Annotated in this window: 22 protein-coding genes; 9 read left to right on the top strand and 13 right to left on the bottom strand. The window is 49.0% G+C overall.

The window, feature by feature from the left end; all coding sequences use genetic code 11:
* Positions 1 to 37: 37 nt before the first annotated feature.
* The 5 genes from D4L85_RS04955 to D4L85_RS04975 all read right to left on the bottom strand — a co-directional run bounded on the left by D4L85_RS04955 (position 38) and on the right by D4L85_RS04975 (position 8,012).
* The gene (locus tag D4L85_RS04955; RefSeq protein WP_119753275.1) at positions 38 to 1,660 is read right to left on the bottom strand and encodes an aminotransferase class V-fold PLP-dependent enzyme; all 1,623 of its coding nucleotides are present in this window, start codon (positions 1,658 to 1,660) and stop codon (positions 38 to 40) included.
* A 358-nt stretch (positions 1,661 to 2,018) separates the two neighbouring features.
* Positions 2,019 to 3,791 (bottom strand): tetratricopeptide repeat protein, encoded by a 1,773-nt coding sequence (locus D4L85_RS04960; protein ID WP_119753276.1) that lies wholly within the window; start codon positions 3,789 to 3,791, stop codon positions 2,019 to 2,021.
* On the bottom strand, positions 3,781 to 4,269 hold the full coding sequence (locus D4L85_RS04965; RefSeq protein ID WP_160143547.1) for a tetratricopeptide repeat protein: 489 nt from the start codon (positions 4,267 to 4,269) through the stop codon (positions 3,781 to 3,783). The genes D4L85_RS04960 and D4L85_RS04965 overlap by 11 nt, the downstream gene beginning before the upstream one ends.
* Positions 4,270 to 4,590: 321 nt before the next feature.
* Positions 4,591 to 7,020: an ABC transporter permease gene (locus D4L85_RS04970; protein WP_119753277.1), complete on the bottom strand. Its 2,430-nt coding sequence runs from the start codon at positions 7,018 to 7,020 to the stop codon at positions 4,591 to 4,593.
* Between the two features lie 179 nt (positions 7,021 to 7,199).
* The gene (locus tag D4L85_RS04975) at positions 7,200 to 8,012 is read right to left on the bottom strand and encodes an SDR family NAD(P)-dependent oxidoreductase (protein ID WP_119753278.1); all 813 of its coding nucleotides are present in this window, start codon (positions 8,010 to 8,012) and stop codon (positions 7,200 to 7,202) included.
* 738 nt (positions 8,013 to 8,750) lie between these two features.
* Between D4L85_RS04975 and D4L85_RS04980 the strand changes: the two genes are divergently transcribed.
* Both D4L85_RS04980 and D4L85_RS04985 read left to right on the top strand, forming a co-directional pair.
* Entirely contained in the window at positions 8,751 to 9,269 is a 519-nt protein-coding gene (locus D4L85_RS04980) for a DinB family protein (protein ID WP_119753279.1), read from the top strand.
* Positions 9,270 to 9,504: 235 nt separating this feature from the next.
* The gene (locus D4L85_RS04985) at positions 9,505 to 12,513 is read left to right on the top strand and encodes a sensor histidine kinase (RefSeq protein WP_160143548.1); all 3,009 of its coding nucleotides are present in this window, start codon (positions 9,505 to 9,507) and stop codon (positions 12,511 to 12,513) included.
* Between the two features lie 73 nt (positions 12,514 to 12,586).
* Here the strand turns inward: D4L85_RS04985 and D4L85_RS04990 are convergent, their stop codons facing one another.
* From D4L85_RS04990 to D4L85_RS05025, 8 genes are all read right to left on the bottom strand, one after another.
* Complete coding sequence (locus D4L85_RS04990; protein WP_119753281.1) at positions 12,587 to 15,103, bottom strand: proprotein convertase P-domain-containing protein; 2,517 nt, start codon at positions 15,101 to 15,103, stop codon at positions 12,587 to 12,589.
* A 506-nt stretch (positions 15,104 to 15,609) separates the two neighbouring features.
* Positions 15,610 to 16,848 (bottom strand): MFS transporter, encoded by a 1,239-nt coding sequence (locus tag D4L85_RS04995; protein ID WP_119753282.1) that lies wholly within the window; start codon positions 16,846 to 16,848, stop codon positions 15,610 to 15,612.
* Entirely contained in the window at positions 16,848 to 17,597 is a 750-nt protein-coding gene (locus D4L85_RS05000) for an SDR family oxidoreductase (RefSeq protein ID WP_119753283.1), read from the bottom strand. The genes D4L85_RS04995 and D4L85_RS05000 overlap by 1 nt, the downstream gene beginning before the upstream one ends.
* A 62-nt stretch (positions 17,598 to 17,659) precedes the next feature.
* Positions 17,660 to 18,241, bottom strand: a complete 582-nt coding sequence (locus tag D4L85_RS05005; RefSeq protein WP_119753284.1) for a TetR/AcrR family transcriptional regulator — start codon at positions 18,239 to 18,241, stop codon at positions 17,660 to 17,662.
* 223 nt (positions 18,242 to 18,464) lie between these two features.
* A complete protein-coding gene (locus D4L85_RS05010) occupies positions 18,465 to 19,007 on the bottom strand; it encodes a nuclear transport factor 2 family protein (protein WP_119753285.1) in 543 nt (180 codons plus the stop codon).
* 505 nt (positions 19,008 to 19,512) lie between these two features.
* A complete protein-coding gene (locus D4L85_RS05015) occupies positions 19,513 to 20,109 on the bottom strand; it encodes a cadmium resistance transporter (RefSeq protein WP_119753286.1) in 597 nt (198 codons plus the stop codon).
* Positions 20,110 to 20,199: 90 nt separating this feature from the next.
* Positions 20,200 to 20,565: a cupin domain-containing protein gene (locus D4L85_RS05020; protein WP_174236146.1), complete on the bottom strand. Its 366-nt coding sequence runs from the start codon at positions 20,563 to 20,565 to the stop codon at positions 20,200 to 20,202.
* 142 nt (positions 20,566 to 20,707) lie between these two features.
* Positions 20,708 to 21,268, bottom strand: coding sequence for a helix-turn-helix domain-containing protein (locus tag D4L85_RS05025; protein WP_119753287.1), 561 nt, complete (start codon positions 21,266 to 21,268; stop codon positions 20,708 to 20,710).
* Between the two features lie 789 nt (positions 21,269 to 22,057).
* Between D4L85_RS05025 and D4L85_RS05035 the strand changes: the two genes are divergently transcribed.
* The 7 genes from D4L85_RS05035 (at position 22,058) to D4L85_RS05065 (ending at position 25,845) form a co-directional block, all read left to right on the top strand.
* Positions 22,058 to 22,405, top strand: a complete 348-nt coding sequence (locus D4L85_RS05035; protein ID WP_160143549.1) for a hypothetical protein — start codon at positions 22,058 to 22,060, stop codon at positions 22,403 to 22,405.
* A gap of 91 nt (positions 22,406 to 22,496) precedes the next feature.
* On the top strand, positions 22,497 to 22,937 hold the full coding sequence (locus D4L85_RS05040; protein WP_160143550.1) for a sll1863 family stress response protein: 441 nt from the start codon (positions 22,497 to 22,499) through the stop codon (positions 22,935 to 22,937).
* A 537-nt stretch (positions 22,938 to 23,474) separates the two neighbouring features.
* Complete coding sequence (locus D4L85_RS34335; RefSeq protein WP_160143551.1) at positions 23,475 to 23,639, top strand: hypothetical protein; 165 nt, start codon at positions 23,475 to 23,477, stop codon at positions 23,637 to 23,639.
* A gap of 132 nt (positions 23,640 to 23,771) precedes the next feature.
* A complete protein-coding gene (locus D4L85_RS05050; protein WP_228450778.1) occupies positions 23,772 to 23,969 on the top strand; it encodes a hypothetical protein in 198 nt (65 codons plus the stop codon).
* Positions 23,970 to 24,057: 88 nt separating this feature from the next.
* On the top strand, positions 24,058 to 24,246 hold the full coding sequence (locus tag D4L85_RS05055) for a hypothetical protein (protein WP_119758663.1): 189 nt from the start codon (positions 24,058 to 24,060) through the stop codon (positions 24,244 to 24,246).
* Positions 24,247 to 24,306: 60 nt separating this feature from the next.
* The gene (locus D4L85_RS05060; RefSeq protein ID WP_160143552.1) at positions 24,307 to 25,425 is read left to right on the top strand and encodes a sensor histidine kinase; all 1,119 of its coding nucleotides are present in this window, start codon (positions 24,307 to 24,309) and stop codon (positions 25,423 to 25,425) included.
* A gap of 33 nt (positions 25,426 to 25,458) precedes the next feature.
* Positions 25,459 to 25,845, top strand: coding sequence for a response regulator (locus tag D4L85_RS05065; protein ID WP_119753293.1), 387 nt, complete (start codon positions 25,459 to 25,461; stop codon positions 25,843 to 25,845).
* The last annotated feature ends 306 nt before the right edge of the window (positions 25,846 to 26,151 follow it).

Below are 26,151 nucleotides of genomic sequence, written 5' to 3' on the forward strand. Positions count from 1 at the left end.
ATACTTTTTGATTATGTCGAGACAATACCGCGCTTGCCTACGTGGCCAACGGCGGGCCGCCGGGGATCACTACGCGTCTGCGTTCTGCTTTGTAGGTGGAGCGCTTGGCAGTGAATTTTGCGGTTTGATATTCGCCGAGATAGATAGAACCTGAGAAGGCGTCGCCCGAAATGGTTCCGGAGAACATGTAGGTGATGCCATCGCCGGGCACCCGGAAGCTGCTGCGAAGTTTCACCTGGTCGCCTTCCACCATACCCATCACTTCCTGAACGGAGAAGTCGGACGTATGCGAGCCCTGGATCCAGTTGCCGTCTTGCTCGATGTAGAGTTTGTGCGCGCTTTTGCTGCTAAAGAATTCCACCGTCACATCCCAATGGCCACCGATCTTTGCTCCCGGCGCCGCCAGGGTGGTCACCCGGGGTGGCCGCTTTTGCGAGAGCAGGTTCACAATGCGTTCGGCTACCACTTTATCATTGCCCGGTTGCATTTGACCGGTGGTGATGTTGATGGAAGTCTTGTCTTTTTCACTTCTGCCTCCAATGGCAATTCTCGGTTTGTTCCTGGCAAAGATCTCGGCCACTTCTTCGCCCGTGATGTTGAGCTTGTCGGGATCCCATGAAATGTTCAGGACGGGTGAACGGTTGGAAAGGCCTGTTGGCTCTTCCACGGATGTCTTGATGCCATCGATTTTTGAAACTTGTTTGGCGATATAGTCGGTATACGAGAGCCAGGTTTTCCATTCGGCCTGGTGATCGCGTTTCACCCACGCTTCCACCGCGGCGAGCATGCCCAACATTTCTTCCTTGCCCACTTTGTTGTCGCGGCCGGGGCCGTGGTGGGGTGAGCTTGCCTGCCATGCCGACATCAGCAAGTCCTTGCTGCCAAGCACCAGGCCGGCGCATTGGGGACCACAAATGGCTTTGCCTCCGCTGTAGACCACAACGGTTGCTCCTTGTTTCAAATGCACATTGGGAATGGTCAATATTTCTGCCGCCGCATCCACCAGCACCGGAATGTTCTTGGGCTTGGCTTTCGAAGCGATCACTTCCAGCGACAGGGGCTGGCCGGGCTCGGACTCGTCGCCGCTCATGATATAGATGAGTGCTGTTCGTGGGTTGATGGCGTGCTCCAGCTCTTCGGCCGTATTAACGGTCACGATTTTGACGCCGATGTTTCGAAGGGCGTGATCATATACGTTCCTGGCATAGGCCGGGATGATCACTTCATCTTTCTCGAAGCCCGTCAGATCGGGGATGCGGATCAGCTTCTCCGGGTTGCCACCGGTAACGCAGGCGGCTGTGACGTGTTTCATTCCCGCGGCACATCCCGATGAAACCATTCCCCACTCTGCGCCGGTAACTTCTGCCAGCCGGCGCCCTACACCATAGGCCAGTTCGTCATATTGAACGAAGTGTCCCGATGCCGCCTTCATGGCGGCGACAACTTCGGGCCGCTCCACCGAACCACCGATGATGGTGAAGGTGCCTCTGCAATTGATGATCGGCTCAACGCCGATCGACTCATAGATCGAGGGGCCGAGTTCGAGCGGGCCTGATGCGGGTTGCACATTGTCTGCCGGGTTTGCCGATGCTGCGAGCGGTAAAAAACCTCCGGCAAAAGGTAGGGCAGTTAATTTTTTTACTAAGTCTCTTCGTTTCATGCGCGTTGAAATGGTTAGGGCTTTATTGATATACGGGTAAAGTAATGGTAATTCTTTTGCTGAGCAAGGTTCATTATAGGATGCGCGCCATAAACTTGATGACGTCAATGAAAAGCAAAAGTGATTTGAAGTGTGTGCGTGAAACACACGGGTGTGTGCATCATGTGTGTTTTTTTATTGGGCAATGAAGGATTGGCCGATTGGCTTTTGGACAATTCAGGGGATGACTATGATTATAATTATAGATGTGCCTCTTGAGACCTGATCAATCGTTTTAGATCATCGCGTTGCGCCAGGAATTTTTTACGGACCGATCGGATATTCTGGCAACCCATATCAATCAATCAATCGTTACTATTTACTTGCAATATTGTTTTATCAAAACATCAGAAGTGGAATCGCCTAATTCCATGGCCTTGCGCAAGTCTGAGCAACCCTGAGTTCTATCACCTCTTGCTATTTTTTCCAGTCCACGACTTCTATATCCTTCTGCAAATTTGGGATTGAGCTCGATGGCTTTGTTGAAAGCGCTCATGGCCTCTGTATATTCTTTGCGTTTCGATCTTATTTTACCCAAAACGTTATAAGCATATTCGTTTTTAGCGTCGAGTTCCAGGGATGTTGAACAATCGAGAAGGGCTCCCGTGTAGTCTCCCAACTCGCATTTCGCATCGGCGCGGTTGTTATACGGATATGCGTCCTTGGGGTTTAGCTCGATGGCCTTGCTGCAATCCTGAAGGGCTCCCGTATAGTCCTTGAGCTTTAGCTTTGCATAGCCCAGGTTATTATACACGCCGTCGAGCCTCGGATTGAGATCCAGCGCCTTATGAAAATCTAGTATTGCCCCATCGAAGTCATTCATTTGTAATTTTAAATATCCCCGTCCGCTGTAGGCCTCCACAAGAGATGAATCGAGTTCCAACGCCATGCGGTAGTCTTGAAGGGCTCCCGCATAGTCGTGCAATTTGCCTTTCGCGTGTCCCCGGTTATTATAGGCACTCACATACGCTGGATTCTTTGGTTCGAGTTCGATGGCTTTGTCAAAATCCCGGATCGCGCCGGAATAGTCTTCAAGGTCATCCTTCGCCTTTCCCCGATTGTTATAGGCCATCACATAGCTCGCATCCAGTTCAATGGCTTTGTTGATATCCTGGATAGCTCCCGCAGGGTCTTTGAGCATGATTTTTGTCGCTCCTCGATTGGAATAGCTCTCTGCATTCTTTGAATCCATTTCGATTGCTTTGTCAAAGCTCTGCACGGCACCCGCATAGTCATTCAGCTTGACCATGGTTGCACCGCGGGCGTTGTAAACATCTGAATATTCCGGCCTGAGTTCCATTGCTCTACTGAAATCTTGCAGCGCCCCGGGCCAGTCTTTCATATCATATTTCAATTGTCCCCGTTTGTAATGATACTGTTCATCTTCCGGATCAAGTTCAATGGCCTTATTTTCGTCTTGTAAAGCCCCGCTGTAGTCTTTGAGGTCAGCTTTCGTCAGCGCACGATTATTATAAGCCATCGCACGTTTTGGGTCAAGTTCAATGGCTGTATTCAGATCTCGAAGGGCTCCCTCAAAGTCTTTAAGTTCCCTTTTCTCGGCTCCCCGATTGCTATAAGCCTCTGCGTTCCTGGCGTCAAGCAGTATGGCTTTACTGAAGTCATCGATTGCCCCGACATCGTCTTTAAGGTTTGCCTTTGTCGCGCCCCGGAGACAATAAAGATCCGATTTTTGCAGCTTCAGGTCGATGGCCTTCGTGAGATCCTGCAGCGCCCCGGCATAGTCTTTCAGGAGGTACTTTGCATACCCGCAATCATGATAAGCTTTGGGGTTGTCCGGGCGAATCGCAACGACTTTATTGTAGTCTTGAAGAGCGCCCGTGTAGTCCTTGAGTTCAATCTTTGCCACACCCCGGTTCCTATAGGCAGTCGCGTCCTCTGGGTCGATTTCAATGGCTTTGCCGAGGTCCTCGAGCGATCCTGCATAGTTACCCCGTTTCATCTTCACCAATCCCAAACCATTATAGGCCACTGCACTCTTAGGATTGAGTTCGATGGCCTTATGGAGATCTTGGGTGGCTCCCGGTTCGTCTTTGATGCTGATTTTTGCAGTTCCTCTATTGCTATAGGCCAAGGCATATTTTCGGGTCGATCTTGATGGCCTTCGTGAAGTCTTTGATGGCACCCTCCATATCTTCAAGCGCAAACTTTGCAAGCCCACGCAAATTGTATGCCTGTTCCTGCTTCCTATCAAGACGAATAGCCTGGTCGATATCGAGAAGGCCCCCGGCAAAGTCTTCGATTCCAATCTTCTCAAATGCCCGATTGAAGTATGCCGCATAGGTCGGTCTAAGCTCGATTGCCGTGCTGTAGTCTTGAATGGCTCCCAGGTGGTCCTTTACCTTGCCTTTTGCATCTCCCCGCTCTATGTAAGCCTCTACAAACTTTGGATCAAGTCTTATGGCTCTATTGAAACATAGAATGGCCCCTTTATAATCCTTAAGCTCAGCCTGCTCTACACCTTCGTCATAATGATTTCTTGCGGTTTGCGCTGTGATGGAATGGACACAACCCCAATAGAAGAACAAAAAGAAAGCGACTCGTTTTACCATGGTCATGCCGGTTAGGTCCGTTTTTAGAATTGAAGTGCAGCAATAGCCCGGGCTCCGAGATCTTTCACTAACCTGCACACATTGAGGTGGGGGAAACGCTCAACAACGGAAAGGCTGCCGAACGCCTTTTTCAATCCTGTTGCTCCGAAATCCAGAACTTCCAATCCATCACAACGGAATGCCTGAAGTTCTGATCTCCTGGATCAATACTAATCTACAAAATGAAAATTGCAACTTAAACGCACCTTTGTCAACACTTGCCACATTTTTTTTATGTCCAGTGCCGCCTGGTCTTGCTTACCTGGAATTTCCGCGAGCATGTCATTCACTTTTTAATGCCTCCACCGGATTTTCGCGGGCTACCCGGATGGATTGAAAACCGATGGTGAGCACAGCGATCAATAGGGAGGAAATTCCGGCCGCCAGAATCATCCAAACATCGACTTCAATTCTATAAACAAATTCCTGGAGCCAACGGCGGATGACGTACCAGCCGATGGGAGCGGCCAGGATGAATGCAACACCAACCAGCAATGTAAAATCCTTCAACAAGAGCATCAGAACCTGGGAAACCGATGCACCTAACACTTTGCGGATGCTGATTTCTTTGCCGCGCTGTTCTCCCATGTAGGTGGCCAGTCCAAACAAACCAAGACACGCAATGGCCATCGTGAGCACGGTGAAGATGAGGATGATCTTGCCCATGCGTTGTTCCGACCGGAACATGGCGTCGATATTCTGATCGAGGAATGTGAATTCAAATGGGCTTGAGGAATATTTCCTCCAGATCGCCTCCAACTTATCGATTGCCTTTGATGCATCGCCCGGCGCAATGCGAACGGCAACGGAATGATTAGCCTGTCTGACCATCATGTTGTTTTGTCCTCCGCCCAGCAACATGGCCATGGGTTTGATCGAACTTCTCAAATTTTCAAAATTGAAATCTTTGATCACACCGATCAACTTGAATGGAACGGGCTTCGTCGCATTAAAATTAATCACTGTGTTGCCTTCTACCTGTTCAAATCCCATTTGCTTGTAAGCCGTTTCGTTCAACACAATGGCCATACTGTCGGATGGAAAATCGGCAGAGAAAAACCGGCCGGCAGCCATCGCATATCCCATGGCAGCCAGGTGATCGGCATCGACGGTGACGACGTGGAGATCGATATCCTGTTGCGTACCTCCTTTACGAAAGAGATTGCTGTCGGTGATGCGGGGAGGCAGTCCGCTGGCAAGACTGGTGTTTTTGAATTCGGGATGGAGGGCCAGCTCGTGCTTAAACGCCTCGACCTTGTCCTCAAGAGACCATCCATTGCCTACTTCGATCACATTCGCTTTGTCGAACCCTAAGTTTATCTCCTGCATGTATTTCAGTTGTCGGTGAACCACCAGGCTCCCCAGGATCAGCACCATGGAGATCATAAATTGAAAAACGACCAACGAATTTCTGAGGGAGGAGTTCTTCAAGCCCGCACTAACCTTTCCTTTCAAAACATCCACGGGCCGGAACGCCGTGAGATAAAACGCCGGGTAGCTTCCGGCAATCAACCCGGTGACGATGGTAAAGATCACTAAGGCACCGATCGCCGCGGGCTGCAACAGCGACGTGATCTGGAGATCTTTTCCTGCGAGGTCATTAAAAGGCTCGAGCACCAATCCAATGATCGCCAATGCCAGGAAGGTCGAAATAAAACTATAGAGCATCGACTCTGACAAAAATTGTCCCATCAATCGCGAACGAACGGCGCCGATCGACTTTCTTACGCCAACTTCTTTCGCCCGCGTGGCCGACCGCGCGGTAGACAGGTTCATGAAGTTGATGCAGGCAATCAATAGCAGGAACGCAGCAACAGCTCCGAAAATAAAAATGTATGGCATGCTGCCATGGGGAGTGATCTCGCTATCCAAATCGGATTTCAAATGAATATCCAGCAAAGGCTGAAGAAAGAAACCAAAACTATTTCCCTTGGCTTTGAACGCCTCGGGAGAAAGACCCAGGATGGCTTCAAGCTCCGGGCCCATATTTTTTTCGGTGAGTTTGTCCAATTTCACCTTGCCTTCGGCAGCATCGGTGGGGGAATGGAGTTTGACATAAGTATAGAGACCCGTATTCGACCAATGATCGTTTTGCATGTAGGGCCAGGTCTCGCCCGAAAAAATCATGTCGAACTGGAGGTGTGATTGCGTGGGCAGATCTTTGGCCACGCCGGTGACTTCTGTCGCTACTCTGTCTTCACCTCGAAAAATGATTTTCCCAAGCGGATTCCCATCACCAAAAAAACGCTTTGCCGAAGTTTCTGTAAGCACAACCTTGTTTGTCCCCTTTAACGCCGTCTCTGGATTCCCGGAGAGCAACGGAAAGGAAAAGAATTGAAAGAAGTTGGCGTCGGCTACCAGCGAGCGTGCTTCTATAAACGATTTATCGTTGTAGCGCATCGGCATCGCCCGCCACCATCCAAACCGGGTGGTGGTCTCTACTTCGGGTATTTCCCGGAGCAATGCCCCGGCGATCGGTGGCGAAGAGACCGCGGATTTGAATTCGCTTCCTTCAAATCGTCCGCGGGAGCCGATACGAAAAACGCGGTCGGCATCTTTTTGAAAGCGATCGTAGCTCAGTTCATCAAAAATGTAAAGCATGATGAGCATGCTGGACGCCATGCCCACCGCCAGGCCAAAGACGTTGATGGAGGAATAGGTTTTGTATTTTAAGATATTCCTGACGGCAATCTTGATATAGTTAATGAACATATCCTTGAGGTTTTGATTTCACCAGGTTGGCCCAGATGCCGTTTGAGTATTCAATACGTATGCCAGTTCAAAAGTGCAATGATCTGGCCTATTGGCCATTTTCTTAAACGCCTCGTCCGCCGATGGATTATTTTGTGCGGATGCGGTCATGCAACCACAAGATAGTCACCCGAACCATATCATTGGATCAGATTCTTAAATGCTCCCGGAGCCCGGTAGTTTAGTCCGGCGGTAGTTCCACTGCTGACGTCTACAGTGACGCCGGTGATTTTGCCGGCCAGGTCGGATGATAAGAATACGGCCAGGTTCGCGATGTCGGCCATGAGCGGGAGTTTTTTCAGCATCGTGTCGGCTTCCATGTTACTGAGGACGGTTTTCATTTCCTCGGGAAATTTGTCGCGGGCCTCTTTGAAGACGCGCGAATCGGGCGAGCCTCCGGAACGCATGTTCACCACGCGCACACCATAGGCACCGATCTCTGCGGCCAGGTTGCTGGTGAAGCCCTCCAGTGCGCAACATGCGGGAGCAAAGCCACCGGTGTAAGGATAGACTATGCCACCGGGGGTGGCGGTGAGCGATAAGATCACGCCCGAGCCTTGTTTGATCATCACCTTTGCCGCCGCCGTGGTGGTTAGGAATTGCGTTTGCAACATGAACTTCATCGGGTCCATAAAATCGTTGGCGGTCATGGACACCAGCGGGATGTTTTGCACAACCTTCTCGCCGGTGGCGTTGAAGGATATGTCTACTGTGCCGGCTTGTTGAACAACTTTTGTGATGTGATCGTTGATTGCTTTTTCATCCTGCGCGTCTACTTGAGCAACGTCTGCGCTGCCGCCTGATGCGCGAATTTCGTCTGCTAGTTTTTGGACGGAAGTGATCGTGCGGCCCGTTAAAAATAATTTGGCGCCTGAAGCGGCGAGGGCTTTGGCTACCGCGCCGCCGAGTGAGCCGCCGGCGCCGTAGATGATGGCATTTTTGTTTTGGAGCATGTGGGATTTGTGTTTTCGGGTGATGTCTGTTTACAAACGTAGTATTTAAATTATTTTGGTGGCGGGGTTGACAGCGACATTTGGAGGGATTAAAGCGACAAGAGGAATGTTTTTCTTAAGGAAAGATCTGTCACTAGCAAATGTGGTTCCCTGCGTTCGTGCCAGCATGTGGCGCGTCGATGTGCGCCAGGCCATTGTGAATATCGATGAAGCTTTCCTGTGGCGCTTGGTTTGCGGGCCCCGGGTTTCACCCGGGGTTATGATGGGAAACCCCTACGGGGTTGGGGAGAGAAAATGGTTTCGTCGATGAGCTAAGCTTATGCATTTATAGTACTCTCAATTTACTAAGTCAATTTACTTTAGGATATGTTGCTCGTATGGATTGGTGTTGCCTTCATGAAAAGACTTTGTCGAGAACGTTCTTAAGTTCTGACTGGCGGCACTTCGACTACTCTCGTTTTTATGTGATGAGATTTTCAGGGAGAGCAGAATTTTTTACAAGATAGAGTAGGTCTTATCTTATGTATGCTTTGGGTATGCGATAACCTTGCTTTATATATACTTTCCTGTGTCTTGGGTACGGTTTCGAAACTTAATGTAATGCTTTTTTTGCTTTTTTAGTAGTGGACTTTTGGGGCGATTCGTGAAGTCCGGACGCAAATTTAAACTTATCTTTATAGAGATGCGGAGAAACAAGCAGCGTCACCGTGGAATGACTTCAACGAACAGGGCAAGGATATGATCAATGGCTTAAACGAAAGTTTGTGGAAACAATTCGGAGCCAGTATCGATATGCTAAAAAATGCTATCGCGTTGTGGCCCGAAGAGAAGTGGAATACCGAGAAGAAGTTTTTTTATAACGCCTATCATTGCCTCGTGTTTCTGGAGTACTATCTGAACATTCCCTGGAAAAAGAACTTTTCCCCAGCCCTTCCCTTCACCTCCGCCGACCCCGACAAAATTCCCGCGGAAGCCATAGACGATATGATCCCGGATAGAATTTACAGTAAAGCGGAATTGCTGAGCTACCTGCAGTCGTCCCGCGAAAAATGCCACGCGTTGATCTTGGGGCTGACGGCCGAGAAATTGGTGGAACGATGGGTAGAGGAGGATGGAAACCGGAATTATTCAGTATTTGAACTATTGATCTATAACATGCGGCATGTCCAACATCATGCCGCACAATTGAATTTGTATTTACGCCAGAATATCAATAATGCACCCAGGTGGGTTTCGCGGGCGAAGGATGACCTGTGAGTGATGGAAACGCGAAGTCCGCATGCCGGGAAGCTTTGCTTGGAAGCGTTATGAACGCAAAGTCCCCGAGGCGGGAGGCTTTGCTGAGAATACGTTGTGATAAAAACCGTTGCCTATGCATTTCATCAGTCCTCATGCGCTCACCGACAGCGCTTCATTAAAAAAAGATGGGTTTTCGCTTAAAAGAACAATCGAGTTTTCTTATCTTAGGTTAGCCCATCTACGCGCCTTGTCAGTGAAAAAGTGTACGATCGTTTTGTTGCTTTTGCAGCTTGTTATTGCTGCGCCGGCACAGGAGTACTTCTACAGACCCTACCGGGTAAACGATGGGTTGCCCAGCGACATCGTAAAAAGCTGCACACAAGACTCCCTGGGGTATTTTTGGATTGCCACCGACGAGGGTATCGTCAAATACGACGGCGTTAAATTCACCAGCTATCGCGCCGCCATGCACAGCAACTATGCCAAGGGCTTCCTCACCACCCACAGCGGCCGGTTGTTAGCTTTTGGCGATCGCGACCTGATCGAGATCCAAAACCTGGGCGACACGGTGATCTTCAAAATCCTGTGCCCGGTGGCGAGAGTAGCAAACGACACGACCCTCTCCTATCCTAAGCTGCTCTTTGAAGATGCGCACGGCGACATTTGGATCAGCGAGTCGCAGTCGGTGGTGAGGCTGGGCAACCACAGCCTCAAACGATATACGTTCGACGCCGCCAACCGCTCCCCCCAGTTTTTGCGGTCGTTTTCTTTTTTCGAAGACCAAAAGCATGATCTCTTTATCTCATCCTTTCAGGGAAACCTGTTCCGATACGATGCACAGCGCGACGCGTTTGAGGCGACTGACAAAAAGTTTCCGTATGGCGTAGAGTTTGTCTCGGTGCAGAACAACAAAATCGTCATCGGCTCGGAGGAGGGCTTGTCACAAGCTTCGCTCCTGCGCGATGGTGGAGTCACCGCGCCGACGCTGGTGCTGAAAGTCCCTTTTGTATCTTTCGTGCAGCCCCTGCGAAACCATCACTATTTTGTTGCCACCCGCGGCACCAAACACTATGTCGCCGATTTTGACAAAGGCATATTCACGCCGCTTTCTTATTCCGTCAACAACATCAATCACGTCTACACCAGCCCGGACAGCGACATCTGGATCTCAGGAAACGAGGGGCTTGTGATGATGAAGGAAAATCTGTTTCGCGGAATCGATGACCATGTTGCCGACTTCATCGAGTCTATTGCCGAAGATTCCACCGCGGCAACCTTGTATTATGCCACGCGCAGCACGTTATACGCTTTCGATCGGATCTCAAAAAAGAACAAAGTGTTGCTTGAAATTCCAACAGGCTATTCGCAGTCGCTGATCTTTGCCCCCGAGGGCCTTTGGGTGGCCAACGCTTTCAAAGTGTTCCTGTTCAACAAAGGAAAAATTAAAAAACAATTTGACTTTAGTGCACAAAGCCGTTTTGTGACCGAAATAACCCGCGACTCGAACGGAAACCTCTGGTTGGCGGTTCCGGGCAGTACACAAGCTTATTATGTCGATAAAAATCTGAACCTTCACCAATATAACGTCGCGTTGGGACAGGAGGGCGTGATCCACATCCTTCGCGAGGGCAAGGAGGGTATGTACATTGCGTCGTCCGGAAAAGACAATTACCTGTATTTTAAAGCGAACAGCGACACGGCATTTCACAACATCAGCGTTCCGATGAATCTTGCGGTACATGGCGATTTCAATGTCATGGACCTGGTTGTTGCCAATGACGCGGTTTGGCTGGCAACCACGGAGGGACTGTTAAAATTCCACGATCACCGTTTGGAGCGGGTGAACCTGGGGGAGCGCTCTACAGGCCTGCCGGTGAGCTCCATCCAGGCCTATGCGGGCAACAAACTTTTGATCGCCAATGCGTTGGGAATGACATTGTATGATATCCAAACGGGAGCCACGGATCTGTTCAATGAAAGCTCCGGCTTATTGTCGAACACCATTACACCCCGGGGCATCTTTGTCGATAGCCGCGAAAATGTTTGGGTGTGCACGGCGAAGGGATTGTGCTACAGCACACGGCCGCTGACCGTGCTGAGCAAAACGCCCCAACCCCGGTTCACGCAAGTGCTCGTAAATGGAAAAAAATCTGTTGCGCGCACGAACGATCCGATCGACTACGGCCGTTTCCTCGCCATCGAGGTGTCGAGCATCACGTTTCCGGAAAATGAAGTGACCTTTCAATACCGTTTTCTTCCCGACGATGACTGGCGGGTGACGTCGGAACCAGAACTGCGGTTTTCGGGATTGCCTGCGGGCGATCATACCCTCGAGGTCAGGGCAAAAAAGAATGGCCCGTTCATCTGGAGCGACATCTCCCAACTTCACTTCACCATCGCGAAACCTTTCTGGCAACGGTGGTGGTTTTATGGCCTTTGCTTTATTGGTGTCTTAACCTTGGTTGCCCTCACCTTCATCGCGGTGGATGCGCGCAACAAAAAGAAGAACATCGCCCTGCAAGCGCTCATCGCCGAGCGGACAAACGAATTGCGCATCAGCAATGAAGAACTCGTGCAACTCAACCAGGAAAAAAATAACCTCATCGGCGTGGTAGCGCACGACCTGAGAAGCCCGCTCCGCCAGATGATGGGTTTGCTCACGCTGGTGAAAATGAACGCGAAAATGGACGAGACCTCCGCAACGTACCTGGACTTGGTGGCGAAAAGCGCCCTCCGTCTCGACGACATGATCGTGAAAATCCTCGACGTCGATGCCATCGACGCCCAACAACTCAACGTGAAGATCGAAGCGGTAGACCTCTCGGCCATGTGCAGCGCCGTGGTGGACCGCTTTAGTGTTGACGCCCTGCGGAAACGGATTTCCATCGTGCGAAAGATCGATCCGGGAATTTTTGTCAGGGCCGACAAAGATTACCTGGAACAGGTGATTGAAAATTTATTGTCCAATGCCGTAAAATTCTCACCCTTCGAACGCCAGGTATTTGTCAGCTTGCAGGGTTGGGGTGAGCGCGTCACCTGCGAGATCCGGGATCAAGGTCCCGGGCTCAGTGAAGAAGATAAGAAAAAACTTTTTGGCAAATACCAGAAGCTAAGCGCCCGCCCTACCGACCACGAGCCTTCCACGGGGCTGGGGTTGTCGATCGTTAAGAAATTTGTCTCCGCCATGAATGGGGAAATTGCATGCGTGAGCGAACCGGGGAAAGGAGCATGTTTTTCGATTTCGTTTATGCGGTGGCGGTGAGAAAAACAAGACTCAAATCGGTAGACTTGAGTCTTGCTTTAAAAATTATCAATGTTTGCAAACCTGTTTTTATCTATGACTTCACCAGCTTCAACGACCACTTATTAAGCTTCCCAACATCCTGCCCAACCGTGTCAGAAACTTTCAGCTTCCATGTACCTGACAATTGCTCGCCCTGAAGTGTTCTCAACGCGATGGTATTGTTAAAAGTATAGGTCTTGATCAGGTTATCTGCCGAGCCGCCTGCCTTGCTGTGCAGGGATATGATTGAACCCTTTGGCGATACCAGGTTTACAATAAGATCACCGATATACGTATGCGTAATGTCAATACCCACTTCGACTTCCTTGAGCGTCCCGGCAGTTGACGTTTGAAGACTCCGCTCGACGCCTGTTGGATTATTATCCGGAATCACAATGCCCGGAGCATCTTCCAGGAGCACGGACTGTTCTGCGGATAAATCAAAATGAAGTTTCCAGCCATTCAGAACACCCGTATCCACCAACGCTAAGTCTGCTACTTTTAATGTCCAATCTCCTTGGATTGCTTTGCCTGCCAACGACGCAAGAGATGCAAGGCTCTGAACGTCGTAAATCTTTTTTAGGTTATCAGCACTTCCTCCATTTCGGTTGTGGATGGAAATGACCGTCCCTTGTGGTGATGTTAAAGAAACAACAAGGTCGCCGATATACGTGTGGGTGATATCCAATTCAACTTTTATCGCTGCAATGGTACCTTGCTCATTCACGGCGATCTTATCGGTGATCCCGGCCGGGTTATTGTCGGGGATCGCTTTGCCCGGGGTCGAAGATTTTACGATGGTGTTTCCTGTAACAGGACCGGGCATCGATTGTAGCGCTGCTGCGACCGCACGTCCTGCGTCTACTTTTCCAAAACCAAACCAGGGGCTCCATGTTCCGTCGGGGTGATTTATATTTTTAAAGTCACCTTTGTCAAACGGCGCAACGGGAGAAATATCCCACGACGTGTTGGTGTCGAAGTTCGCGGGCGGAGTTTTGGGATAGCCGGTCATGCTGAGGTCCTTGCTGGCCGTGCGTTGCAAAACGGAAATAACTTCCAATGCGGTGAGGGTTGGGTTGGCCGAGACCACCAGGCCCGCAATTCCGGCAATCAGCGGTGTTGCACTGGAAGTCCCTCCAAATTCATCTTCAAAAAGCGGGCCTTCTCCGGATGTGGTGGTTATCCCCAGTCCGGGAACAGAGAGACGATGATATTCGTGGACATTGTTTGTCGGTGCGCACAACGAGATGCCGGTGCCGTAGTTTGAGTAGTGACTCCGTTGCGCGTTACTGGCCAGCGCTGCGATCTGGATCACGCCCGGAATGCCAACGAGGTTATGTGAAAATGTCTTCGACGTCTTCACACCCACCCAAACGCCGGAGCCATCGGGACGAACTTCAACGCCACTGGTATAGGGGACGTTCTGATTGGAGGTGAAACTGATCGGACAATTTTCATTACCCGAAGCCCACGCAAAAACAATACCCTTGCCGCGGCGTCCTCCCGTGAGGGCGAGGGATTTTATTTTGTTCACCACATTCGATGACCAAGTCTCCACGGGCGACATCCCCCAGGAATTCGACAAGACATCCACTTTGTCACTTATAAAATTAAGGACCGTTATGAATTTATCGTCGCTTATAAACAATCCCTCATCGTCGCTCTCCCACTTGATGGGCAAAAGCCTGCACCCGGGTGCGGCGCCCACGACCAACGAAGCGTCCACTTCCGCTGCCACGACGCCACAACAAGCCGTGCCGTGGTCCGATCCCGTCTGATACATTTTTTGAGGATTAGCGCTGATGGCATCGCGGTGCACCAAGGTGAGGTCAGACATGTATCCCCACGTGGCAAATTTGCCCGGCGAATCAAAATCGGGGTGATCGATCTTGCATCCGTCGTCGGTTATGCCGATCACTACGTCGGCGCTGCCAAAATTCCCCAAAAGATTCCAGGCGTCTTCGCAGTTTGAAGAAGAGCGCTGATCAAACTCCGGACTCACCAGTCGCCGGTGCAAGTGCCATTGTTGATTGTACTTTGCGTCGGTAGGCAAATTGAGCGAGCGCTTCACCCTCCTGTTCAAATCGTGCTCACAGGTGGCAACACTGGTTTCGGTTTCGGTGATGGCCACGACAAGCTTCACCGGGTTCATACCGGTTTGTTCCGTTAGCTGAAACAGAAATTCGGTTTCCGAATATTTCTTCATCAGGATCAGGGCATATTTTGCCATAAACTCGGAAAGCTTTGCATGCGTGGCCGGCTTTTTGAAGGTCACGATGATCCGGTCCGTGATCAGAAATTCAGCATCGCTATCTTCCAGTGTATAGGCATGATGCGTCACCGCTTCCTTCCGCATCTTCTTCATTTCTGAGTCAAGTGCCGCAGGACTCACCGTCACGCGGGTGGAGGAGGGAGAGGTTCTTTCCAATGCCTTCATCTTGTCGGTTCCGATAAGATCCTCGGGAGCCTCCCGCACGACAAACTGATCAGGTTTTTTGCGCAAGAAAACTTTTTTTCCATTCTGATAGGTGTACAACCTCGAGCCGGATTTACTTTTTTTCGTTGCCATAATATTTACAGTTTTAGTTCATATTGTATCTAACGACGATGCCTGTGCTGACATTGGATAGATGTCTCGCAAAGTAGAGTTGAAGATTTGTTTGATGAGCGTGTTCGTGTGCTCAGAAAGGACGTATTGCTTTGGTCGCTATTCTTTCCTGGACCTGGAACGGACCGAGACGAAAAGCCGGTTGGAGACGAGGGGGTCTTTTTCTCCATAGCCATGCGAAGAAGCACCAGAGGGTTTGGTAGTCTTGGTGACTAGCACCACATTCCAATACATAACCAAAAACTAGAAAACGCTGAGGCAGGATTTTGAAAATAGGACAAACTGTTTACGCAGAATAGCTGCGCTTCTGATGAGTGAAGATAGTGAAGTGGCCTTGGATGTCAATTCGTTTTGGTCGAATTATTCCATCGTAACATTTTCTGTTAGCAGAATCCAGGTATGGCTAAAAAGCAAAGTCCCCGAGGCGGGAGACTTCGCTTGGACAATGGGGAAAGTTCACTTGATCGTTAGATAGCTGCTTCGGCTCTTTGCTCCCTCACCGCCACGCGTCTTTGCGCCTGGATGAAGAGGATGAGTGATCCGCCGATCAGCGATGCGATGAGCAAATAGGCCATGCCTAGGATGACCAGGTTCTGCACATCGAGTGCACGAACAAGGGCATAGCTCAGCAAAGACGTTATGATGTAAGTTCCTCCGCCGGTGATGCCGCTGACGATCCCGGCGTTTGTGGTGAAACGTCCGAGCGCGTGGGAATAAAATGTGTTGAAGGTGAAGCCCGAAACAATGTGCAATGCCATAACGAGGGTCATCATGGTGAGCAGGCTGGGGAAATAGTACATGGCGATGATCATGATGATGGACAAGGTGAACAGCAATGGCCCCGCTACAGACATCTTTGAGTACAGGCTCAGCCGCATAGAAGATTTACTCAGCAAGCCACCGATCATCACCGCGAGACCCGACAACAATGAACAGTTGCCCGTGGTCACCGCCGACTGATGAAAGACCTGTTCGATGATAAACGGGCTCGCCATGCTATACAAAATGACCATCGAAAAACACAGACCCAGGATGACCAGACTCAAGCTAAAATCCGCAGTCTCAAGTTTGGAGATGTAGATATTCAGCAAGTGCCGCAGCTTGAAGGGATGGGAAGCCTTGAGCGTCTCGCCGCCATACCGTAGCTCAAGTGCCAAAATGATCAGCGTGGCCGAGCCGAGGAAATAAAAGTTTGACTCCCATCCGAAATAGTGGTGTAGAAAACCGCCGATGAAGGGTGCCGTGATCGGAGCCGTTGCCCAGATGATGGAGAACAGACTGGTGTAGTGTTTTAACCGCTCGCCCGAATACATGTCCATAAAAAACGCCCGCTTGCCCACCACGATCAGCGCTACGGCAAGACCCTGGATCACACGCATCGCGAGCACTAAGGGTAAGCTATGGGAGTTCGCGATCACAAAACAAGACACCGCAAAAACAACAAGAGAAGCGAGGCTGAGCCGGTAACGGCCAAAGCTGTCAAGCAAACTTCCCACAAAAAGCTGACCAACGCCACTGCTCACCACAAAGACGACCAACGACAACTGGATGTCGCCTTGGCTGGTGCCAAAGAATGTTGCCATGGTAGGGAACGAAGGAAGATAAATGTCTGTCGCAAATCCGGATAAGGGAATGAGTGCGAATGCCAGGAGGGTGCTGATCGCTACGTGAGTTTCTTTCAAGGTCTTCATGTTCTGATGCTCCATTAGTTTTGTTCAAGTCTGTTCAGCACCAACACCGCTTTGTCGGATTGGCTCAGGAAATTGCTGTAAAGTTGTTCTGTCGAAGCCACCCGCACTTCGTAGTTGTTGGTCTCCAGGCTTCGCACCAGGTCTTCGGCTACTTCCTGCGGCGAGATCTTTGTGTCGGAGGGAATGTCTTTCGCAAATTCTGTGTCGACCAGTGGAGGCATCAATTCAAAAACTTTCACGTTGCTGTCCTTGGCCAGGCTGAGTCGCAGCGCTTGTGTATACGAATGAAGGGCGGCCTTGCTGGCGCTGTAGGTCGGCAGCGAGAGGCCAGGCGCAAAGGCAACGATGGATGAAACGTTGATCACAGCAGCTTCGGGTTGCTTGTTCAAGAGGGGGAGCAACTTCGTGGTCAGGTTGACGACGGCGAAGTAGTTGGTCTCCATCTCCTCGCGGGCAAAGGTCGCCGCGTTTGGCGACTCGCTAACTTTGTGAAGATAAACGAGTCCGGCATTGTTCATGAGGACATTGAGGTCTGAAAAGTCTTTCTTAATTCTTTCGATCAGTGCGTTGACATCGCCTTCCTTTGTTACATCCGCTACGATGTAATGTACATTGCCCAGTTGTTGCGCGGCCGCTTTCAGCTTTTCTTCGTTTCGGCCGGTGATGATGACGGTGTTGCCCTTTTGCGAAAGCAGTTTGGCGGTTTCAAAGCCAATGCCGGAGCCGCCGCCGGTGATGAGGATGGTGTTTTTCGAGGTTTTCATAGTGGGTTCAATTTTGAGGTTTTATATTTTAGACCGATCGGTCTCTTTTTGTTCAAAAAAAATTAGAAAGATTCAATTTCCTTTTTGAGGACGTCGACAATGGTTTTCATGGGTGCCCGGCTGTTCGTTACGCGGGAGGTGAAGATGGCCCCCTCGATCATGGCGAACATCTTGACGGCGAAAAGGCCGGCATCGATGTTCTTGTTGAATTCGCCGTTGGCTTGTCCCTCTTCCACCAGCTTCGTCATGCGTTGTTGGCTCGTTTTGATCGCCTTCGCCACGCGTTGCTTGAGGTCGGGGTTGGTATCGTCGGCTTCGGTGCCAAAATTCAGCAGTGGACAGCCGCCGGCGTCGCTGGTGGCCAGCCGGTCGCGGTAGTAGTCCAGGAGGGCGAACAGCTTTTCGCGTGCAGTTGCCTTGCCCGAGATGGCGGCGTTGAGTCCGCTGGAGACCTTGCCGGTCAGGTAATCGAAAGCTTCCACACAGATTTCTTCTTTGCTTTCGAAATTGCCATAGATCCCTCCCTTCGCAAGCTTGGTGGCCTCCATCAGGTCGGAAATGGAGGTTCCGGCAACACCCTTTCGGTTAATAATGGTCGCCGATTGCTCGATGATGAATTGCCTGGTTTTCTCGGATTTTGTCATGGCGGTGCAAATTTAAACCGGTCGGTCGATTATTTCGGAACGCGTCTGAAAAAATAAACCGATCGGTCTAAATACGTGGACGCAGGGGATTTGGTTCCCGGAATAGGGAATTTTATTTAATGAGCGATCCAAAAACTGGGGAATGCCCTAAAATGCAAAGTCCCCGAGGCGGGAGACTGGAGTGCTTCCCGGACGGAGGACTTTGCTGGGCTCCTAATCGAGACTATTTCTTCTTCGCGAGCGCTGCGTTGATGGGCGCGCGGTCGAGGTATTGGACCATGATGTCGATCTTGTCGTTAGCGTCGAAGTGCATGTCGTTGTGGATCCACATGGCGAGCTTTTGGTTGTTTTTATATTTAACCTTTACCATGTACCAGCTGAAAAGCCAGACGCCGGCTCTGTCGGGACCGCGTTGTGGTTTATTGACTTCCACGGGCAACCAGATGTCGTTGACAAAACTGATGGAGTCGATCACCTTGCTACGACGGTCTTTCCAGTAGTCATGAATGGCTTGTTTTCCAACGAGGCTGTCGCCGGACGACCAATGATAGCGGGCGTTGTCGGCAAACGTGGCCATCCACGCATCGATGTCGCCGGACGCCAGAGCGTTCATTCCTTTTTTTCCGATCTCAGCATACTTCGCATCGGCAAATTCAATATCCGGAGTCGGCTTGACTTCGGCGACGGGTTCAGCAGGTTTCTCTGCGGGCTTCGTGCAAGCCAGCAGTGTTGTTGCGCACAACAAGGCGATGAAGGGTGCTTTCATGAGGGTTTGGTTTAAGGTAAAATGGTATATAGTTTAAGAAAGAGTGCTCCTGGGGGATGGTATAATAATATACAAAAAAGTTTGGCTTGTTTATAGGATTAGGGAAGTCAATTTCATTTTACGCTGTTGAAAAATTGAAATAAGAGAGTTTAAACTTCGAAAGATTTTGCGAACGAAGAGATTGGGTTCTGGGCGTGGGCTTTTGCGCAGAATAACAACATCAAGGGATCAGAAAAAGTGATCAACCGGGGTTGCAGCTATCGCTCTTTGATAAACTCATTTTTGTTGCTCTCGCGTAGCACATGTGCTGGAGTCATAATAGATAACTCTCATCGCTCGCAACTATGACGGACGTCAATTGAAGAATTTCCCGGAAATCATGTGTTGAGTAGTTCTGTCTAAAAAATCCCTCAGCGTAACTGGACAACTCGGGCTTATTTTTATCACCTAAGAAAACAGTCAAGGTTTTTTCATCATTAACGAGAACTGCATCTAACGACGGCCATTACGTCGAGAGCAAACTCAACACATCGCCCTCGTTCAGAATGTAAATTCCCAAAGCGATCAGCACGAACGGCGTGACGACGTGTCCATACTTGTCGATGGTTTTTGCCATGAGCGGATGCCGCGAAAGATAACGGGCCACCAGACACCAGACCGCCGTCATCATAAAAAAGATGGAGACCACGGTGATCTTTTGAGGCCACGCCAAGGTGGCAAAGAGCGGCACATAAATGCCGACATTATCTCCGCCATTGGCGATGGTGACGCCTGAAACAACCCAGGCATTGCTTCGGTTTCCCTTCTTCTTTGTCGGATGTTCATCTTCGTCCGGCGGCTCCTTGCTGAGAAGGCGAACCACTCCTTTTATGCCCAGATAAACCGGCAACAAGCCCAGCAAGCCGATATACGTTTTCCCGATGACCAGGCCGATCAACGAAAGCACAAGGCTGATCCCAATCAACGCGCCGATGCCGACGAATTGACCCAGGATGATCTCGCGCGGTTTAAAATTCCGGTCGCCAAAGAAAAGCATCAGCAGGAAAATGTCGTCAATATTAGAAGAAACAAAGGCCAAAATGCCCGTGGCGATAACCTCCATAAAAAAGATAAATGCGAAGGTAGCGATAGAAACGGAAACTAAAATGGTGGCCAACAGGGAACAATGTCGGGGGGAGACCGGCGGTGGACTTCAACTCACGTCTTCGTAGCCGCTTTTGATCACGGTAGAAATCATTTTGAATCGTTCCTTTGCGATGATGGCGTTTCGGCTGTGCGCCGGTATGATGATGGAATGTCCTGTTTCGAGTGCAAACGGTTTGCCGTCGATCAAAACTTCGGCGGTTCCTTCAATGATCTGAATGAATGTATCGAACGGTGAGGTTCTCTCCTCGAGCGTTTTCCCCGAATCAAAGGAGACGGCGCTGACATTACCCGTTGTTTTCCGGATGAGGGTTTTGATCACCACCGAATTGGGAACATATTCCAGTACTTCAGAAACATTAAAAATTTTTGATTTTTCAAAATCTAAGGTTTCCACTGTGTGTAAGTTTTGCATGAACGGTTTCTTTTAATAGCATTGCCTGCAAGTCTGTAAAATTGAGGCCCTTGCCATCGATTTGCCTTACAGATGCTGTAAAAGAAGTTACATCATTCACACATTTCCGTTCTTGCTTGTTGCCCATACGACCGTGTTTCTATCACAAGTCTTCCAGGTTAGCCGTGCGCTTTTGCCGGAGTTTTTTAAAGAAGGATGGTGAGAGCCCGGTTATCTTCTTGAATTGGTTTGACAGGTGGGAGACGCTGCTGTAGTGAAGCTTGTATGATATTTCGGAAAGGTTCATCTCATCGTACAACAATAACTCCTTCACCTTTTCAATTTTATGCATAATGATAAAATGCTGAATCGTGATCCCCTTGACCTCCGAAAAAATATTGGACAGGTAGGTGTAATCATAGTCCAATTTTTCGCTGATATAGTCGGAATAATTCACCGTCGGCAACTCGTCAGAATAATGAATCATTTCGATGATGACGGTTTTGATCTTGTCGATAAGGATGCTTTTCTTATCGTCGAGCAATTCAAGGCCCGACCGTCCCAAGGTTTCTTTTAGCAACTGGCGCTGCTCTGAGGTAATCTCCTCAAGGATTTCGACCAACCCTAAGTCCAACGCAGTTTCGTGAAGTCCGAGCTTCTCCAACGCCTCCTTCACGATCATTTTACATCGAAGACTGACCATGTATTTGATGTAAAGTTTCATAGCATCACTGTGTTTATCTCCAGCATAGGAATCGGTTTATGCGAGCGGCATGCCCGTTCCACACGTTCTGGATCATCGGATAGTCCCCCTTCAATAAGATGGTTTAGGTTTTTTGGAGCCAAAGTGTCTGTGAAAATTGAATTTGGCTGGTCAATGGCAACGGTCTGGTCAACATGGTCTCAAAATCAGGCGCCTAAACCAGGTAAAAAGCGGGGGCTATTTTCAAATTTACACAATATACCGCAATCTCAGTTGAGAATGGTGTCATTCTCCAATTTCGTTTGGAATGGGAAATACAGATAAAACAGCAGGAATAGTTGTGCTGCGGCCGTCTTGACCGACAGTTTTGTTGGATCAAAAGTAAAGGGCGGAATTTTGAGTCCCGCCCTTTTGCCAACTACAGCATATACTCTAGAGAGGGTTCGGTTTCTTAAATATTTGGTGAGCTTGAATTTGACGGGCGGGAATTCCAGGGCCAAGCGCAATCGGTTTCGCTCCCCGTACTCCATTCAAGGAAGCAATATGTAAAAGTGAAGTATTAATACTAAAGCGCGTTATACTTAAAAGCCGTTTTGTTACAGATGTTACATATTGATGCTCCCCAACGACTGCATGGTTTCTTCTGTTTAAATCTGCGAATAATACAACTCTTTATGTTTCGCTTGTAACACCAATGAGGTGCCCGATGCTCATCTTGTATACGTTTTTATAGCATTGCCTTTGAACAAATATGGACGAAGGGTTTTATTCAAGAGCAAATGCGGCAAACCAAACATAATACCACAACATATGATTGACGCCGGGCAATACATCGTATCCGAAACGCGCACGTTCGGCATTCAAGACTTTCCTGAAGTTCAACAGGAAATAGCAAGAATCCGGGAAAAGACCTCGGGCATGCCGAGTCCCCATAAAGCGGATATTGTCATTTCTTTTTTAAAAGACCACATGATAAAGTCCGAATGGGTTCTTGCCGATCCGGAACTCGTTGCCCACATCACCTCAAACCACGCGGAAACAAAAAATATTGAACGTCTGTTTGCCGAGTACAAAAAAAATGTCCCGTTTCTTTTTGGGCTGGAGAACTACATCCGAAAAATCTTTTCATCCCCTCAAGATGCAGTAGTCAATCAGTGATCGATATAACAAATCGAAAAGGTTGTGTAATGCTTTCCTGTGTGTAGACCTGGATCTTTGTGGCTTTCCAATGGAAAAATCCACAAAAAAAATGAAGACAAAAATTTTAGCATTTACGCTGACAGGCCTCATGATCGCCGCCAGTTTAACAACGTTCGCGCAGGAAGATAAAAAAGCAAAGGAAGCCAGAAAAGATCTGGCGATTGCAAAAAAGGACCTACGGGAAGCGAAAACGGACTCGGCAGCCGATTATCAAAAGTTCAAAACGGCCTCAGAAACAAAGATCCGGGAGAATCAAATGGAGATCGCTACCCTGAAAGCAAAAAAATCGACCGATACCAAAGAGGTCAAAGACCGCTACGACAAGCGGGTCATCGCTTTGGAACAAAAGAACAACGATCTGAAGAAGAAGATCAAAGATGCGAGTACGGTTAAAACCAGCGCGTGGCCCACTTTCAAACGTGAATTCAATCACGATCTGCAAGAATTGGGACATGCCATAAAAGACATTGGTGTCGACAACACAAAATAGATTAAGTAAAGAAAACTATTTTGAATAAGGGCGGATCACACTCCGCCCTTTTTGTTATGAAAAAAATTACGCCGGTTCATTCCGTCAAAAAATCAGGTTGAACCGCCTCACCTTCGCCAAAGCTTCAGCGTGCAGAGAGGAAGGCGCTAAAGACGCAAAGCCATCGCAAAGAAATGCGGCGCTCTTTGCGTTGGCTTTGCGTCGCTAGCGTCCTCGCGGTTTAATATTTTTTTTGCGCACGCCCCAACCTTCATCAAGCACAAAACCACGTTCTAGCGACTCAAACAAACTATTTACGTTTTGGGAGCCATTTTTCGAAAACCGCCGTTTCCGGTAATGTGTGAATAATGCAACTCTTTTACTTCTTCTTATAGTGTTTCCCAGGATGCAATGACCATCTTTACTGTTTGGTTTGAGTGATTAACCGATTCATCTGAGTTTTGGCACAATGTCCCCTCTGAACGACTCCGTTACTTGCAAGTTCTTGTCTTACGCGCCTGATCACCTTACAATCTTCGCATTAAACTAAAACAACATATGAAAGCAGAAAGCGTAACCAAGGGAGTTATAAATTCCCTTAACCGAATAGTGGAGAGCCTGCGAAAACAGTTCGCCTTTGAATTCAATGCTATACCGCATTTCACCCGTGTAACGGAGAAATTCGATGTGGTACAGAACTATAAAATTCGCGACGGCTTTTAGTAGTATTGACGCGAACAGGTCCAATGGAACCCACCTGTGAAAAATGCAAATCTATTGGTTTTCTTTGTAACGGGTGGGTGGACTTTTATAGTGATCTTTGTCAACGAAAAGGAATCAAAATTTTAATACGCGATGATAGCGAAAAAAAATATGCCCGCTCCCGCCCTGGATTGGGCAGGAAAAAAGGCAAAGTTCAAGTTAAAATATCCCGTCTTGACCGACGCCGATCTGAATTTTGAGGAAGACAAGAAGACGCGGATGCTCGATAAACTTCAGGTTAAATTGGGAAAGACTACGAAAGAACTTCAAGCCATTATAGGAACACTGTAATTGACTTGACAGAAAGGGCACCGTTAGCAATTGGTTAATGGTGCTTTTTTTATTGCCAAGACACAAACTTCAAAATACAATTCTCACCATGAGCTACAAAACCAACACCGATAACCTCTATCCAGAGGGCACCCTGATCACAGCCAAAGCAGACCCCGGACTGAAACTGAAAATCATGCGATACTATCAGCGCATTTATTACTGCGCGGTTGTGGATGCACCAGAGCGGAAACAATTTGCCTATTTCGAAAGAGAACTAATTCCTCCTGCCCTTTAGCACAATATTGAAGCCCGTCATTTGATCACGCTTGATAAAGACTCCCTCAATCTCATCACTATGAACTCAAACCTGCAAAACATTTCCTCTACGCCCAACGAGCCTTGGTTTTCCCATCCTCTTGGAAAGCTAAACATCCCTCATGAGTGGTTGATGAGCGGTGAAAGACGCGAAAAGGGTTTTGCCGGGCCAGACCTGAAACGCAGCGTGCCTGGAAGATCCAGAAAACTCATTCCGGCATCCAAGCCGTTCGACTATGAGCATGGAGAACACCGCGCAAATCGGATCGGAACTGATTGCCTCCAGGAAATACAAAAGATAAAAGAAGCGTCTGAAGAAGATCTCTGCAGCACGCGCCAGGAGTTGTCGAAGGCGTTGGATGAGCTGCGCAGGCGAAACGCAGCATGGATCGAGGCCGAAAAAGAATTGTGTCGCACGAAGATTCTACTGGAACAATACCATTTTCTATCGAATCACGATCTGCAGGAACCGTTGCGAAAACTTCAGATGTTCTCCGACCTGCTGTCAGGCCCCCAAGCCAACCTAAATGACTATGCCCAAAAATATTCCGAAAAGATCAACGCCGCAGCGGCACGGATGTCATTGCTGCTAAAAGATCTCTCGCATTTCTCGCTGGCAAGGAAGACCGATGCGGAAAATTTTGAGACGGTGGACTTGAATAAAGTTGTGAACGAAGTTACCTCGGATTTGGAGACGGTCACCAGAAAAAAGAACGCCACCATCCATAGTTCCCCGCTCCCCGTCATTCAGGGCGATCCCGCGCAGATCAAGCAACTGTTTCAAAACCTTCTCGGCAATGCACTTACGTTCAACCGGGGAAACGCCATCATTGAAATATCCGCTTCGAAAGGGACAGCCTATACATTCCCGAACTGCACCGGGTTGAAAACCGGAACGGCTTACGTTTGCATTCGCATCACCGACAATGGCATTGGGTTCGATCAGAAATACGCAACAAAAATATTTACCCTCTTCCAACGCCTCCGGGAAAAGAAGGGGCTCAAGGGAAGTGGTACGGGATTATCCATATGCAAGCAAATCATTGAAAATCACGACGGCTTGATCTACGCCTATGGAAGGGAAAATGAAGGCGCCACGTTCACGTTGTTTTTTCCCTGCAACCAAAAAAGTTCTTCATCTCTTGCCTCCCGGCTTTGATCCACATCGGTCACGGCATTATTGTAGTTTAAAATGATCAAAAGAATCTTATTCATAGACGACAATGTCGAAGACGGCAGGATATTTCAACAGATCATCCAGGAATTATTTACTGCTATCACGATTGACTTCGCCAGAAGCGGGCCTCAAGCCTTCGCATTGCTCTCAAAAACCAGAGCCGATGTTATTTTCCTCGAATTGATCATGCCGGGCATGGACGGGATCGAATGCCTTACGAAACTGAAAGCAAGCCGGAACGCGAAACAGATTCCCGTTGTCTTGTACACGGCATCTAAAAACGAAATGGATAAAAAGTTAGCGCTAAAACTCGGCGCCTTCGACGTCATATCAAAAACAAGCAACCTCAGCGCGCTGACCGATAAGATAAAAAAGATCCTGTCCCTGCCGCACTACCACTAACACAAGTCGGCCACCTTCACCATTCCGTCAGTTCGTTCCAGGTTCCCGCCAAACCAGTGAGAATCCTTAAATAGTAACGCAGGTCCGACAACCCGAGACACTCTACATACGGTACCAGGCCAAAAGCTGTCGTTTTCACAATAAATGATTGCAAAGGACGCACACACGTGCAAAATTTGTATGAACCCATTCCTGGTTCGGGTGTACCGGCATAGGGGTTCATTACCTTTGGACAGTAAGGCAAGCGAGATGACAATAAACCGTTGCCCGCGACGTTTAGATGGCGGACAAGGAATATGGGAACTG

Origin of the sequence: Chryseolinea soli, assembly GCF_003589925.1 — a bacterium.
Classification (GTDB): Bacteria; Bacteroidota; Bacteroidia; order Cytophagales; family Cyclobacteriaceae; genus Chryseolinea; species Chryseolinea soli.

What these genes read in the sequence shown, in the direction of transcription:
- D4L85_RS04970 (WP_119753277.1), bottom strand. Translation starts at nt 7,020, where the DNA reads ATGTTCATTAACTATATCAAGATTGCCGTCAGGAATATCTTAAAATAC.
- D4L85_RS34335 (WP_160143551.1), top strand. Translation starts at nt 23,475, where the DNA reads ATGAAAGCAGAAAGCGTAACCAAGGGAGTTATAAATTCCCTTAACCGA.
- D4L85_RS04965 (WP_160143547.1), bottom strand. Translation starts at nt 4,269, where the DNA reads ATGGTAAAACGAGTCGCTTTCTTTTTGTTCTTCTATTGGGGTTGTGTC.
- D4L85_RS04990 (WP_119753281.1), bottom strand. Translation starts at nt 15,103, where the DNA reads ATGGCAACGAAAAAAAGTAAATCCGGCTCGAGGTTGTACACCTATCAG.
- D4L85_RS05035 (WP_160143549.1), top strand. Translation starts at nt 22,058, where the DNA reads ATGATTGACGCCGGGCAATACATCGTATCCGAAACGCGCACGTTCGGC.
- D4L85_RS05000 (WP_119753283.1), bottom strand. Translation starts at nt 17,597, where the DNA reads ATGAAAACCTCGAAAAACACCATCCTCATCACCGGCGGCGGCTCCGGC.
- D4L85_RS05060 (WP_160143552.1), top strand. Translation starts at nt 24,307, where the DNA reads ATGAACTCAAACCTGCAAAACATTTCCTCTACGCCCAACGAGCCTTGG.
- D4L85_RS04980 (WP_119753279.1), top strand. Translation starts at nt 8,751, where the DNA reads ATGATCAATGGCTTAAACGAAAGTTTGTGGAAACAATTCGGAGCCAGT.
- D4L85_RS05020 (WP_174236146.1), bottom strand. Translation starts at nt 20,565, where the DNA reads ATGCAAAACTTACACACAGTGGAAACCTTAGATTTTGAAAAATCAAAA.
- D4L85_RS05055 (WP_119758663.1), top strand. Translation starts at nt 24,058, where the DNA reads ATGAGCTACAAAACCAACACCGATAACCTCTATCCAGAGGGCACCCTG.
- D4L85_RS04955 (WP_119753275.1), bottom strand. Translation starts at nt 1,660, where the DNA reads ATGAAACGAAGAGACTTAGTAAAAAAATTAACTGCCCTACCTTTTGCC.
- D4L85_RS05005 (WP_119753284.1), bottom strand. Translation starts at nt 18,241, where the DNA reads ATGACAAAATCCGAGAAAACCAGGCAATTCATCATCGAGCAATCGGCG.
- D4L85_RS05050 (WP_228450778.1), top strand. Translation starts at nt 23,772, where the DNA reads ATGATAGCGAAAAAAAATATGCCCGCTCCCGCCCTGGATTGGGCAGGA.
- D4L85_RS05015 (WP_119753286.1), bottom strand. Translation starts at nt 20,109, where the DNA reads ATGGAGGTTATCGCCACGGGCATTTTGGCCTTTGTTTCTTCTAATATT.
- D4L85_RS04975 (WP_119753278.1), bottom strand. Translation starts at nt 8,012, where the DNA reads ATGCTCCAAAACAAAAATGCCATCATCTACGGCGCCGGCGGCTCACTC.
- D4L85_RS05025 (WP_119753287.1), bottom strand. Translation starts at nt 21,268, where the DNA reads ATGAAACTTTACATCAAATACATGGTCAGTCTTCGATGTAAAATGATC.
- D4L85_RS05010 (WP_119753285.1), bottom strand. Translation starts at nt 19,007, where the DNA reads ATGAAAGCACCCTTCATCGCCTTGTTGTGCGCAACAACACTGCTGGCT.
- D4L85_RS05065 (WP_119753293.1), top strand. Translation starts at nt 25,459, where the DNA reads ATGATCAAAAGAATCTTATTCATAGACGACAATGTCGAAGACGGCAGG.
- D4L85_RS04995 (WP_119753282.1), bottom strand. Translation starts at nt 16,848, where the DNA reads ATGGAGCATCAGAACATGAAGACCTTGAAAGAAACTCACGTAGCGATC.
- D4L85_RS05040 (WP_160143550.1), top strand. Translation starts at nt 22,497, where the DNA reads ATGAAGACAAAAATTTTAGCATTTACGCTGACAGGCCTCATGATCGCC.